12 protein-coding genes are annotated in these 11,882 nt (G+C 64.2%); 2 read left to right on the top strand and 10 right to left on the bottom strand.

Going from position 1 to position 11,882, the window contains the following annotated elements:
- Window positions 1-40: 40 nt before the first annotated feature.
- The 7 genes from uvrC to NV382_RS17085 all read right to left on the bottom strand — a co-directional run bounded on the left by uvrC (window position 41) and on the right by NV382_RS17085 (window position 5,070).
- Window positions 41-1,960 carry an excinuclease ABC subunit UvrC gene (gene uvrC, locus NV382_RS17115; RefSeq protein ID WP_260597933.1) on the bottom strand — a complete coding sequence of 640 codons (1,920 nt, stop codon included), beginning with the start codon at window positions 1,958-1,960 and terminating at the stop codon, window positions 41-43.
- A gap of 189 nt (window positions 1,961-2,149) precedes the next feature.
- A complete protein-coding gene (locus NV382_RS17110; protein WP_260597932.1) occupies window positions 2,150-2,470 on the bottom strand; it encodes a hypothetical protein in 321 nt (106 codons plus the stop codon).
- A gap of 172 nt (window positions 2,471-2,642) precedes the next feature.
- The gene (locus tag NV382_RS17105) at window positions 2,643-3,197 is read right to left on the bottom strand and encodes a F0F1 ATP synthase subunit B family protein (RefSeq protein WP_260597931.1); all 555 of its coding nucleotides are present in this window, start codon (window positions 3,195-3,197) and stop codon (window positions 2,643-2,645) included.
- Window positions 3,190-3,684, bottom strand: coding sequence for a F0F1 ATP synthase subunit B family protein (locus NV382_RS17100; protein WP_260597930.1), 495 nt, complete (start codon window positions 3,682-3,684; stop codon window positions 3,190-3,192). The genes NV382_RS17105 and NV382_RS17100 overlap by 8 nt, the downstream gene beginning before the upstream one ends.
- Before the next feature lie 28 nt (window positions 3,685-3,712).
- The gene (locus NV382_RS17095) at window positions 3,713-3,925 is read right to left on the bottom strand and encodes a F0F1 ATP synthase subunit C (RefSeq protein WP_260600460.1); all 213 of its coding nucleotides are present in this window, start codon (window positions 3,923-3,925) and stop codon (window positions 3,713-3,715) included.
- A gap of 63 nt (window positions 3,926-3,988) precedes the next feature.
- Window positions 3,989-4,747: a F0F1 ATP synthase subunit A gene (locus NV382_RS17090; RefSeq protein WP_260600459.1), complete on the bottom strand. Its 759-nt coding sequence runs from the start codon at window positions 4,745-4,747 to the stop codon at window positions 3,989-3,991.
- Window positions 4,748-4,779: 32 nt separating this feature from the next.
- Window positions 4,780-5,070, bottom strand: coding sequence for an AtpZ/AtpI family protein (locus NV382_RS17085; protein ID WP_260597929.1), 291 nt, complete (start codon window positions 5,068-5,070; stop codon window positions 4,780-4,782).
- 222 nt (window positions 5,071-5,292) lie between these two features.
- Here NV382_RS17085 and radC point away from each other — a divergent pair, with 222 nt between their 5' ends.
- The gene (gene radC, locus NV382_RS17080) at window positions 5,293-5,997 is read left to right on the top strand and encodes a RadC family protein (RefSeq protein WP_260597928.1); all 705 of its coding nucleotides are present in this window, start codon (window positions 5,293-5,295) and stop codon (window positions 5,995-5,997) included.
- Between the two features lie 337 nt (window positions 5,998-6,334).
- Here the strand turns inward: radC and NV382_RS17075 are convergent, their stop codons facing one another.
- Window positions 6,335-6,802 carry an EF-hand domain-containing protein gene (locus NV382_RS17075; protein ID WP_260597927.1) on the bottom strand — a complete coding sequence of 156 codons (468 nt, stop codon included), beginning with the start codon at window positions 6,800-6,802 and terminating at the stop codon, window positions 6,335-6,337.
- 197 nt (window positions 6,803-6,999) lie between these two features.
- Between NV382_RS17075 and purB the strand changes: the two genes are divergently transcribed.
- Window positions 7,000-8,310: an adenylosuccinate lyase gene (purB, locus tag NV382_RS17070; RefSeq protein ID WP_260597925.1), complete on the top strand. Its 1,311-nt coding sequence runs from the start codon at window positions 7,000-7,002 to the stop codon at window positions 8,308-8,310.
- Between the two features lie 320 nt (window positions 8,311-8,630).
- Here the strand turns inward: purB and dnaJ are convergent, their stop codons facing one another.
- On the bottom strand, window positions 8,631-9,749 hold the full coding sequence (gene dnaJ, locus NV382_RS17065; protein ID WP_260597924.1) for a molecular chaperone DnaJ: 1,119 nt from the start codon (window positions 9,747-9,749) through the stop codon (window positions 8,631-8,633).
- A gap of 68 nt (window positions 9,750-9,817) precedes the next feature.
- Window positions 9,818-11,722, bottom strand: coding sequence for a molecular chaperone DnaK (gene dnaK / locus NV382_RS17060; protein WP_260597923.1), 1,905 nt, complete (start codon window positions 11,720-11,722; stop codon window positions 9,818-9,820).
- Window positions 11,723-11,882 lie beyond the last annotated feature (160 nt).

Here is an 11,882-nt window from a genome sequence, read left to right as displayed (position 1 = left end):
GGATTAGCCCCGCGAGGTGAAGATTTGCCGAACGCGCCGCTCACCGCCCATGGTAGAAATCATACACTTGCTGCGCCACTGCCGCAGACACGCCCGGCGCCTGCTGCAAATCCGCCAGGCTGGCGTTGCGCACCGCGCGGCCGGTGCCGAAATGCATTAGCAACGCCTTCTTGCGTGCCGGTCCGATTCCCGGCACTTCGTCCAGCGGACTCGCGCCGATCGCCTTGCTGCGCTTGTCGCGATGCGCGCCGATCACGAAGCGGTGCACTTCGTCGCGGAGTCGCTGCAGGTAGAACAATACCGGTGCATTGACCGGCAACTGGAATTCGCGCCCGTCGAGCAGATGGAACACCTCCCGCCCGTCGCGGCCGTGCATCGGCCCCTTGGCGATACCGACCATGCACACGTCCTCGATGCCCATCTCCTCGAGGATCGCCTTGCACGCGTTCAATTGCCCGCGCCCGCCATCGATCAACACCAGATCGGGCCAGTCGCCGGCGTCGCGGTCGGGATCCTCGGCCTGCGCACGCGCGAAGCGGCGTTGGAACACTTCGCGCATCATGCCGAAATCGTCGTTGGTCTGCGCTTCCTTGATGTTGAACTTGCGATACTGGCCCTTGCGGAAGCCCTCCGGCCCGGCGACGACCATCGCGCCGACCGCCGCGCTGCCCTGGATATGGCTGTTGTCGTACACCTCGATCCGGTCGGGCGGCTCGGCCAGGTCGAACAGATCGGCGACCTCGCGCAGCAATTTCGCCTGCGTCGTGCTTTCCGCCAGCCGCCGCTCGAGCGCCTCGACCGCGTTGCGCTGCGCCTGCTCCATCAGCCGCTTGCGCGTGCCCCGCTGCGGCACCGACAGCCCGACCTTGTAGCCGACCGCCCCGCCCAACGCCTCGCCGAGCAGCTCCGCCTCGGGCAAATCGCGATCGACGAAGATCGCCTTGGGCGGCGGCACTTCCTCGTAGAATTGCATCAGGAAGCTGGTCAGCACTTCCTCCTCGCCGACATCGTTGGTGTGCTGCGGGAAGAAGCTGCGATGCCCCCAATTCTGGCCACCGCGGATGAAGAACGCCTGGATGCCCATCACGCCATTCTGGTTGGCGAGCGCGAAGATATCGGCGTCGCCTACGCCCTCTGCATTGATCGCCTGGCTACCCTGGATGAAGGTCAGCGCGCGCAGCCGATCGCGCAGGATCGCGGCGAGCTCGAAATCCATGTTGGCAGCCGCCGCCTCCATTTGCCCGCCGAGCTTGGCCTGGACCTGGGTCGACTTGCCGCCGAGGAACGCCTTGGCGTCGTTGTTCAGCTCGGCATAATCCTCCTTCGAAATGCGGCCGACGCACGGCGCCGAGCAGCGCTTGATCTGGTACAGCAAGCACGGCCGGTCGCGCGTCTTGAAGAATCCGTCGGTGCATGAGCGTAGCAGAAACAGCTTCTGCAAGGCGTTCAGCGTGTTGTTGACCGATCCGGCGCTGGCGAACGGGCCGTAATAACTACCCTTGGCGCGGCGGGCGCCGCGGTGTTTTTGGATGCGCGGAAATTCATGATCCTCGCGCAAAAGGATGAAGGGGAAGCTTTTGTCGTCGCGCAGCAGCACGTTGTAGGGCGGGCGGTAGCGCTTGATCAGTTGCGCCTCGAGCAGCAGCGCCTCGGCCTCGTTGTTGGTCGTTACGATCGTCATGCTGCGGGTCTGCGCGATCATGCGCTGCAGCCGCTTGGAGAGGCGATCGACCTGCGTGTAATTGGTCACGCGGTTCTTCAGCGCGCGCGCCTTGCCGACATACAGGACGTCGCCGCGGGCATCCTGCATGCGGTACACGCCGGGGCGCGCCGGCAGCGTGGCGAGGACGTTGCGGATCGCCGCGACTCCTGCCTCCAGGTCAGGCGTGTCGCCGCTGCCGCGAACGGCGAAGGTGGATTTCTCTTCGTTGAAACGGTCGGGGGCATTGGGCGATGACATGGGGGAGATTTAGGGCCTCGGCGTCCTAATCACCACCCATCGTGTTCGCTCGACCGGCCGGGCAGTCCGTTACGGCATCCGTCATCCCCGCACAGGCGGGGATCCATAAGCTCCAGCTGTCAGGCGACATAACGAACCTTGGCCAGTATGGATTCCCGCCTGCGCGGGAATGACGGGAGGGGCGGTGGCTTATTTGACGGCCGACAGGTCGGTGGCGACCTTGGTCAGCGTTTCGGGGGTCAGCTTGTCGGGTGCCATTGGCGCGACCTGGTTGAGCGACATGCCCTTGAACTGATCGTACATCGGGTGAGTCGTGGTGCCGGGCAGATCCTTGTCGATCACCGCCTTGCCGGCAGGATCGGCGACGATCGTCTCGATCGGCGTATCCAGCGTGAACCGGGCGGCAGCAGCGGGCGCCGGAGCGCTGGTCTTTGGTGCAGCGGGCTTTGCCGTCTGGGCGGAAGCGACGACGGGCAGCATCAGGGCAGCGGCGAGGAGGACGAATTTCATGGGGCAGGCTCTCCGGAGCGATGGCGCGAATCGCCAGCGGTCGGATGTCTAGCCCGGATGTTGGTCGGTCGTCATGCGCTCGATCAAGCGCTGGGGTAATCAGCGTTGCGCTTGATCACAACTACCTTCCCGACTGGGCCCCCGGCCTTCGCCGGGGAACACCGAGGGGATCTTAGTTGAGCCGACCCAGGCCGGCGATCGTGCGATCGACCAACGGCTGATCCGCCGCGGCATCATGCCGTTCGGCGATGATCGACGCCGCGGCGCGCGCGGCGGCCTCAGCGGCATGCGCCCGCACTTCAGCAATGGCGATGCGTTCGGCCGCACCAATCTTGTCCTCGGCCATCTTGCCGCGCCGTGCGACCAACTCGGCCGCATGGGCCTCGGCCTCGCTGACAATCGTCCGAGCTTCCGCTTCAGCATGGGCGACAAGTGCGGCGGCATCGCCGGCGCTTGCCGCATGTCGTGCCTGCGCCTGCACCAGCAGCGCCTCGGCTTCGGCACGCAACGCCGCCGCTTCGTCCAGATCGTGCCGGATCGTCGCAATCTTGGCATCGAGCATCCGAGCGATCAGTGCCGGCACCTTCTGCCACAGCATGATCAGGATGACGACGAGCATCGACAAAGCGACGAAGCCCGGCGCCGAGATGCCGAATGCCGTCGGCATATGGTGCAGTTCTGCCACGCCGGTTTCCGCGACCGCTTCCATTGCGTGCCCCTCAGCCATGCGCGCGTTCCGCCCTTACCTTCTGCTCGACCGTCGCACGATCCACCGCCACGCCCGAAAGCTTGGCGACGATATCCTGCACCGCATCGACCGTTGCCGTCTCGATCTCCGCCTCGGCCGCAGCCTTGGCATCATCGATCCGTACGGTCGCCGCGGCGATCCGGTCATGCGCCTGCGCATCACCGATCTTCAGCGTCGCCTCGGTCGAGGCGATTGCCTGTTCCTTGGCGGCACCGACCGTCTTGAGCGACTGCGCGCGAGCCGTGTCGAGGCCGCTCTGGTAAGCGGTCTCCAGCCCTTGCGCCGTCTCGTTCGCCTGATGAGCGGCGAGCAGGTCACCCGAGACACGCGCGGCACGATCTTCGATCGTGCGCTCGATCTTGGGGACCATCGCCTTGCCGATCCCGAAATAGATCAGCGCGAACACGATCGCGAGCCAGAACAGCTGCGACGCGTAAATCTCACCGATCTGGGAAATCTGTGGCATGGCGATACTTCCTTCGGGGTCGCTGGTCTTAGCGAACGACGAAGAGGATGAGGATCGCGACGACGAACGCGATCAGGCCGAGAAGCTCGGCACCGGCGAAGCCGATGAACAGGCGGCCCTGCTGGCCGTCTGCTGCGCTCGGGTTGCGCAGCGCGCCTTCGAGATACTTAGCGAACACGTTGCCCACGCCGAGCGACGCGATGCCGCAACCGATCGCTGCCAGGCCGGCACCGAGATACATTGCACCAAGATCAGTCATGTCAAAACTCCTCAGAAAATACGATATTGTTGTTGGAAACGGGGACTAGTGCAGATGCACCGCGTCGTGAAGGTATAGCGATGTGAGCAACGCGAACACATAGGCCTGGATCGCGCAGACCAGCAGTTCGAGCGCGCTGACGCCGACGATCATCACGAAGCTGAGGATAGAGACCATCCAGCCGAGCGGACCGCCGCTGGCAAATCCCTGCACCACGAAGCTGCCGAACACTTCGAGCAGGATGTGGCCCGCCGTCATCGCGACGAACAGTCGCAGTGCCAGCGAGAACGGGCGGACCATGAACGACAGCAACTCGACCGGCGGGATCAGCCACAACAGCCACCATGGCGTGCCAGCCGGCACGAACAGGCTGAAGAACTTCAAGCCATGCCGGGCGAAGCCGACGATCAGCACGATCGCGAACGACAGGAATGCCAGCACCGCGGTGACCGTGATGTGGCTGGTCACCGCAAAGGTATGCAAGCCCGGCACCACCGCCAGCGGCATGACGCCGATCAGGTTGGCAAAGAGGATGAAGAAGAACAGCGAGAAGATGTACGGCGCGAACTTCTTGCCGCCCGAGCCGATGTTCACGTTGACCATGTTGTCGATGAACCCGACCGCGCCTTCGGCCATCACCTGCCAGCGGCCAGGAATAAGCTCGCGCTTCATGCCGCCGACCATGAACACGGCGAGCAGCACGAACACCACGACCATGAACAGGGCCGAGTTGGTGAAGGACACGTCGTAGCCGAACAATTCCATGTGGCGGCCGAGCACCGGCTCCACCAGGAACTGTTCCATCGGATCGATCTTGCCGGCGCTCGCTGCGACAGTCACTCTGCGCGCTCCTTCGAAATCTTCATGATGTTCACGAACGCACCGATAATGGCGAGCGTGAGGACGATCAGCAGGCCCCAGGGCGAGGTATCGAACCAATGGTCGATCGCCCAACCGATGATCCCGCCGCCGAACAAGGCGCCAAGCAACAGAGCGAGTACGCGACCGCCCTGCGAATAGCCCTTGCCCGGCTGGCCCGCGGCCCCGCCGCCCACGCGCGACTGATCATCGCCGCGCGCTTTCGCAATGCGACTGGTCAGATCGTCGGTATGGCGGTTGTCGGCCAAGTGCAGATACGTCCTAATAAGAAAACGCCGCCACACCATGGGTGCAGCGACGAGGGAATGTGGGAGCGACGCCCCCGTTGCGCCGTCCGTTTAGGAAAGGGGGTGCGCCAAGTCAACTCCAGCGCGACCCACCCGCGCGCCATGAGGAGGCTCCCCACCAGCCGACACCAGGCTGCGACATGTCATTGCGCACCCGTTCCACCCTGCTATTCGTGAGCTTGCATGAGCACGCCAGAGCCTCCGCCGGCCCCGGAATCAGTTGATACTGCTGGCCATCGCGCGCGCCTGCGCCAGCGGCTCAACGACACTGGCGGCGACGGGCTGCTCGACCACGAACTGATCGAATATCTGCTGGCGCTCGCCATTCCGCGGCGCGACACCAAGCCGCTCGCCAAAGCCCTGCTGCGCGAATTCGGCGGTATCGGCGGGCTGCTCACCGCCGACGCGCAGGCATTGTCGCGCGTCCCCGGAATGGGCGAAACGTCGATCGCCGCGCTCAAGATCGCCCACGCCGCCGCCATCCGTCTGGTCAAGGCGGAGATCGCCGACCGTCCGGTGCTCGCCAACTGGCAGGCGCTGCTGGATTACCTGCGCGCCGACATGGCGCATCATCCGATCGAGCGCGTCCGCGTGCTGCATCTCAATACGCGCAACATGCTGATTCGCGACGAATTGATGAGCGAGGGATCGATCGACCAGGCCGCCGTGCATATCCGCGAGGTGATCCGCCGGGCGATCGATCTCGGCTCGGCGGCGATCATCCTGGTCCACAATCATCCCAGCGGTGACCCCTCACCCAGCCGCGCCGACATCGATCTCACGCGCAGCATCATGGAGGCGGGCAAGCGGCTCAATATCGCGGTGCATGACCATATCATCATCGGCACCGGCGGGCATGCCAGTTTAAGGGCGCTGGGTTTGATCTAGGGGTGGGGGCGTTGGTTTGCGCCCCGCCCTGTCACCCCGGACGTGTTCGGTGCTTATCTCCGCCAAGCAAATACCGTCATGCTGAACTCGTTTCAGCATCCAGGCGCGGTCATTTGTACCACGGGCACCGTCTTTATGGTCACTGACCGCGCCTGGATCCTGAAACAAGTTCAGGATGACGATGCTACTTGTCGGATCGGTATAACTGCCGGACCAGTGCGGGATCCACCACGCGGCTTTTGAGGACGATGTGTTTTGAAGACAGCCCGTGCTGCACGGGGGACCTGGGAACAAGTCCGGGGTGACGGTTGGGTGGCTGGGCTGGCCAGCAGACGCCTCAGCCGCCTTGCGACAAAAAGCCATTCAGTTCCTTCTTCGACACCGATTTGCTCTGGTCCGCATCGGCATTGGCAAAGGCCTGCCCGACCCAGGTCTTGAGCGCCGGGCTGTCGGCCTTGGTGGTGGGGTCGGCCACGGTTTTCAGCGCCACCATCCACGCAGCGAATTCCGCCGCATTGAGCGTGCCGCTCGAATCCTTGTCGTAGGTCGGGAATTCGGTGTCGACCACCTGTGCGACCTGCTCCGCCTTGCTCGCCGGGGCCGCTGCAGGTGCCGCTTGCGAGGCGTCCGCACTGCTTGGGGGCAATGCTTCTGTAGCCATTCCAGCCGGTGCGCGGGCGCCGGCGCCTCTGTCGGGCACTTGCGCGGCAGGCGCTTGTGGTCCGCTGGTCGATGGCAGTGCCGTATGGGCGAGCGCCGGAGCGGCGATGATCATCGCGCCGCCGAGCAGGACAAACTTCACCATTCGCGTTCTCCTAATCCTGCGCACCGCAGACGCTCCCGTCAGCCGCCTGCCACATCACCGATCAACCCGGCGGCGGGCGCTTTGTTCAGGCGCCTTGCCATTTGAAGCCACGATCCGTCCCTGCTACCTGCCGCCCCGTCGCGACTTGAATGACTCGCGCGACGACCCGACGCTGCTCGGCTATTCAAGGACCCGCCATGATCCCCCGCTATTCCCGCCCCGACATGACCGCGATCTGGACGCCCGAGGCACGGTTCCGCATCTGGTTCGAGATCGAGGCGCACGCCACCGACGCACTTGCCGAGCTGGGTGTCGTGCCGAAGGAAGCGGCGGCGGCGCTGTGGGCGTGGTGGAACACCAACCCGACGATCGACGTCGCCGCGATCGATGCGATCGAGGCGGTGACCAAGCATGACGTGATCGCCTTCCTCACCTGGGTGGCGGACAATGTCGGCGATCAGGCGCGCTTCATGCACCAGGGCATGACTTCGTCCGACGTGCTCGACACCTGCCTGTCGGTGCAGCTTGCGCAGGCGAGCGACCTGCTGATCGCCGATCTGGATGCGCTGCTCGTCGTGCTCGAACGCCGCGCCATCGAGCACAAGATGACGCCGACGATCGGGCGGAGCCATGGCATCCACGCCGAGCCGGTCACGTTCGGCCTCAAGCTTGCCCAGGCCTATGCCGAATTCGACCGCAACCGTGCACGGCTGGTGGCGGCACGCGCCGACATCGCCACCTGCGCGATCTCCGGCGCGGTCGGCACCTTCGCCAATATCGATCCGTTTGTCGAAGCGCATGTCGCCGAGAAGATGGGGCTGACGATCGAACCGGTCTCGACCCAGGTCATCCCGCGCGATCGCCATGCGATGTACTTTGCCACTCTCGGCGTGATCGCCAGTTCGATCGAGCGGCTGGCGACCGAGATCCGCCATCTGCAGCGCACCGAAGTGCTGGAGGCGGAGGAATATTTCTCGCCCGGGCAGAAGGGCTCGTCGGCCATGCCGCACAAGCGCAACCCGGTGCTGACCGAGAACCTCACCGGGCTGGCGCGGATGGTGCGCGGCTATGTCACGCCGGCGATGGAGAATGTCGCCTTGTGGCATGAGCGCGACATCAGCCACTCCTCGGTCGAGCGGTATATCGGGCCCGATGCGACGATCACGCTCGATTTCGCGCTCGCCCGCCTGACCGGCGTGATGGACAAATTGCTCGTCTATTCGGCGCGGATGGAGAAGAACCTCAACAAGATGGGCGGGCTCGTCCATTCGCAGCGCGTGCTGCTTGCGTTGACGCAGGCCGGGGTGAGTCGCGAGGACGCCTATCGGCTGGTGCAGCGCAATGCGATGAAGGTGTGGGAATCGGACGGGGAATTGTCGCTGGAGGAGCTGCTCAAGGCCGATCCGGAAGTCACCGCCGCGCTGTCGGTTGAGGAGATCGCGGACAAGTTCGACCTTGGTTATCACCTGAAGCATGTCGACACGATTTTTGCACGGGTGTTCGGCTGAGGAACTAGTCGCCTCCTGCCGTCACCCTAAACATGTCCGGGGTGGCGGTAGGCGGATCATCCAGCGCTACGATTGCGTCTGACGCAATCGTAGCATCGCGCAACAATATTGCGTCTGCGGGAAACATTCCTATTTAGGCCGGGTCGGACTTATCCGGCACTCGGAGACCTAACCATGCGTACGTTCGAAGCCGTTGTCAGCTCGGTGCTGGCAGTTGCGGCTCAGGCGCTGGTGGTCGGGGCGATCTTCGCCTCCTGATCCATCGGCCAGCCAGCCCCCTGTGAAGGGGGCGGACACGGCCGACGTCTCATCGCCGGGCATCAGGCCCAGGCGCTCTTCACCTTGTGGAAGAAACCCGTCGTCTGCGGGTTGCACGCACCGTCCTCGGTCGCGCGGAACGCCTCGAGTAATTCCTTCTGCTTGGCGCTCAGCTTGGTCGGCGTTTCCACCTCGATCCGGATCACCAGATCGCCCCGCCCGCGACCTTGCAGCACCGGCATGCCGGCCCCACGCTGACGCAGCTCACGGCCCGATTGGGTGCCGACCGGGATCTTGATCGTGTGCTGCTCGCCGTCTGGCCCCGGGATGTGGATCTCTCCGCCCAGCGCGGCGGTGGTGAAGCTGATCGGCGCGCGCGCGAACAAGGTCGTGCCTTCGCGCTCGAAGATCGGGTGCTGTGCGACATGCAGGAAGATGTACAGATCGCCCGCTCCCGCGCCGCGACCGCCCGCTTCGCCTTCGCCGGTCAGGCGCACGCGCGTGCCTTCGTCGACGCCGGGCGGAATGTTGACGGTGAGCGTCTTGGTCTTCTCGATGCGGCCCTCGCCATGGCAGCGGACACAGGGATCGGCGATCACCTGGCCCTGGCCATGGCAGGTCGGGCAGGCGCGCTCGACCACGAAGAAGCCCTGTTGCGCGCGCACCTTGCCGTGCCCGGCGCAGGTCGCGCAGTTCTTGACGCTGGTGCCGGGCTTGGCGCCGCTGCCGTCGCAGACATCGCACTGCGCCGACACGTCGATCGTGATATCGCTCGACTTGCCCTGAAAGGCATCCTCCAGCGTGATCTCCATGTCGTAACGCAGGTCGGCACCACGGCGCGGCCCGCGCTGGCCGCCGCTGCGCTGGCCGCCCATGAATTCGCCGAAGATGTTCTCGAAAATATCGCTGAAGCCGCCGCCGAAATCCTGGCCGCCGCCACCACCGCCGCCATTCTTGAAGGCGGCATGGCCGAAGCGGTCATAGGCCGCGCGCTTCTGCGGATCCTTCAGGCAGTCATAGGCTTCGCTGATCGCCTTGAACTTGCCTTCGCTGTCCTTGCACCCGGCATTCTTGTCCGGATGGTATTTCATCGCCAGCTTGCGGTACGACGACTTGATCGTGGCGTCGTCCGCGCCGCGCTCGCATTCGAGCAATTCGTAGAAATCGACTTCGGTGGTCATGATCGGCCCCCGCCCGCCCCGTCATTCCGGCGTAGAATGGAATGACGGGGGGAACGCATCGCTAAAGGTCAGGCTTTGTGGTCGTCGACTTCGGAGAATTCGGCGTCGACGACGTCTTCCTTCGGTGCTGCCTCATCGGCATCGCCCGTGGGAGACGCCTGTTCCTGCGCCTGCTTCTCGTAGATCGCCTGGCCAAGCTTCATCGCGACCTGCGCCAGCGCGTCGGTCTTGGTCTTCATGGCTTCCGGATCACCGCCTTCGACCGCCGTCTTCGCTTCGGCGACCGCCGCCTCGATCTCGCCCTTCAGGCCGGCATCGACCTTGTCGCCATGCTCTTCCAGCTGACGCTCGGTGGTGTGGATCAGGCTGTCGGCGTTGTTCTTGGCCTCGGCTGCCGCACGACGCTTCTTGTCGTCCTCGGCGAACTGCTCGGCGTCGCGGACCATCTGGTCGATGTCCTTGTCGCTCAAGCCCCCCGATGCCTGGATGCGGATCTGCTGCTCCTTGCCGGTACCCTTGTCCTTGGCCGAGACGTTGACGATGCCGTTGGCGTCGATGTCGAACGTGACCTCGATCTGCGGCACGCCGCGCGGTGCGGGCGGAATGCCGACCAGGTCGAACTGACCGAGCATCTTATTGTCCGCCGCCATCTCGCGTTCGCCCTGGAACACGCGGATCGTCACCGCGCCCTGATTGTCGTCGGCGGTCGAATAGGTCTGGCTCTTCTTGGTCGGGATCGTCGTGTTGCGATCGATCATGCGCGTGAACACGCCACCCAACGTCTCGATGCCGAGCGACAGCGGGGTCACGTCGAGCAGCAGCACGTCTTTGACGTCGCCCTGCAGCACGCCGGCCTGGATCGCGGCGCCCATTGCCACGACCTCATCCGGGTTGACGCCCGAATGTGGCTCCTTGCCGAAGAAGTCCTTCACCACCTGGCGCACCTTGGGCATGCGCGTCATGCCGCCGACCAGCACGACTTCGTCGATCTGGTTGGCGCTCAAACCCGCATCCTTCAGCGCCTTGCGGCACGGCTCCAGCGTACGCTGGATCAGGTCCTCGACCAGCCGCTCCAGATCGGCGCGGGTGATGGTCTTGACGAGATGCTTCGGGCCATTCTGATCGGCGGTGATGAACGGCAGGTTGACCTCGGTCGAGGCCGCCGACGACAGCTCGATCTTCGCCTTTTCGGCGCCTTCCTTCAGACGCTGGAGAGCCAGCTTGTCCTTGGTCAGGTCGATACCTTCGGCCTTGCGGAAGTCTTCAGCCAGGAAACGCAGGATCTTGTCGTCGAAATCCTCGCCGCCCAGGAACGTGTCGCCGTTGGTGGCCTTCACCTCGAACACGCCGTCGCCGATTTCCAGCACGGAGATATCGAACGTACCGCCGCCCAAGTCATAAACCGCGATCGTCTTGTTGTTATCCTTGTCGAGCCCGTAGGCGAGCGCTGCCGCCGTCGGCTCGTTGATGATGCGCAGCACTTCGAGGCCGGCAATCTGCCCGGCATCCTTGGTTGCCTGCCGCTGTGCGTCGTTGAAATATGCCGGCACAGTGATGACGGCCTGCGTCACGGTCTCACCGAGATACGCCTCGGCGGTTTCCTTCATCTTCTGCAGCGTGAACGCGCTGATCTGCGACGGCGAATAATCCTTCTCGCCAGCCTTGACCCATGCGTCGCCGTTGGTGCCCTTGACGATCGTGTAAGGCACCAGCTCGGTGTCCTTCTTGGTCACGGGATCGTCGAAGCGGCGGCCGATCAGGCGCTTCACTGCGAAGATGGTGTTTTCCGGATTGGTCACCGCCTGGCGCTTGGCCGGCTGGCCGACCAGCCGCTCGCCATCCTTGGCGAACGCGACGATCGACGGCGTGGTGCGCGCACCTTCCGCATTCTCGATGACCTTGGGCTTGCCGCCCTCCATCACCGATACGCAGGAATTGGTCGTGCCCAGATCGATACCGATTACTTTAGCCATGGTCCTGTTAGGTCCCCGTCTCTCTTGAAAAAATACGCTGTGGTCGCGGAACCATTTGCAGGCCCTGCGACACTCACTGAACGCGATATAGGGGGGCTTTCGCTTGCCGCAAGATTTTGCGCGGCTAGAGTGACATGCGCACCATCCCGATGCGGGAGCT

This window comes from Sphingomonas endolithica (assembly GCF_025231525.1).
Taxonomy (GTDB): Bacteria; Pseudomonadota; Alphaproteobacteria; order Sphingomonadales; family Sphingomonadaceae; genus Sphingomonas; species Sphingomonas endolithica.
Note: the sequence above shows the minus strand (reverse complement) of the source record. Positions and strands in the feature narration are given on the sequence as shown.

Bases quoted from the DNA above. Each gene is read 5' to 3' on its own strand.
- dnaJ (WP_260597924.1), bottom strand. From the start codon at position 9,749: ATGACCACCGAAGTCGATTTCTACGAATTGCTCGAATGCGAGCGCGGC.
- radC (WP_260597928.1), top strand. From the start codon at position 5,293: ATGAGCACGCCAGAGCCTCCGCCGGCCCCGGAATCAGTTGATACTGCT.
- NV382_RS17100 (WP_260597930.1), bottom strand. From the start codon at position 3,684: ATGCCACAGATTTCCCAGATCGGTGAGATTTACGCGTCGCAGCTGTTC.
- NV382_RS17110 (WP_260597932.1), bottom strand. From the start codon at position 2,470: ATGAAATTCGTCCTCCTCGCCGCTGCCCTGATGCTGCCCGTCGTCGCT.
- NV382_RS17095 (WP_260600460.1), bottom strand. From the start codon at position 3,925: ATGTATCTCGGTGCCGGCCTGGCAGCGATCGGTTGCGGCATCGCGTCG.
- dnaK (WP_260597923.1), bottom strand. From the start codon at position 11,722: ATGGCTAAAGTAATCGGTATCGATCTGGGCACGACCAATTCCTGCGTA.
- purB (WP_260597925.1), top strand. From the start codon at position 7,000: ATGATCCCCCGCTATTCCCGCCCCGACATGACCGCGATCTGGACGCCC.
- NV382_RS17105 (WP_260597931.1), bottom strand. From the start codon at position 3,197: ATGGCTGAGGGGCACGCAATGGAAGCGGTCGCGGAAACCGGCGTGGCA.
- NV382_RS17090 (WP_260600459.1), bottom strand. From the start codon at position 4,747: ATGGAACAGTTCCTGGTGGAGCCGGTGCTCGGCCGCCACATGGAATTG.
- NV382_RS17075 (WP_260597927.1), bottom strand. From the start codon at position 6,802: ATGGTGAAGTTTGTCCTGCTCGGCGGCGCGATGATCATCGCCGCTCCG.
- uvrC (WP_260597933.1), bottom strand. From the start codon at position 1,960: ATGTCATCGCCCAATGCCCCCGACCGTTTCAACGAAGAGAAATCCACC.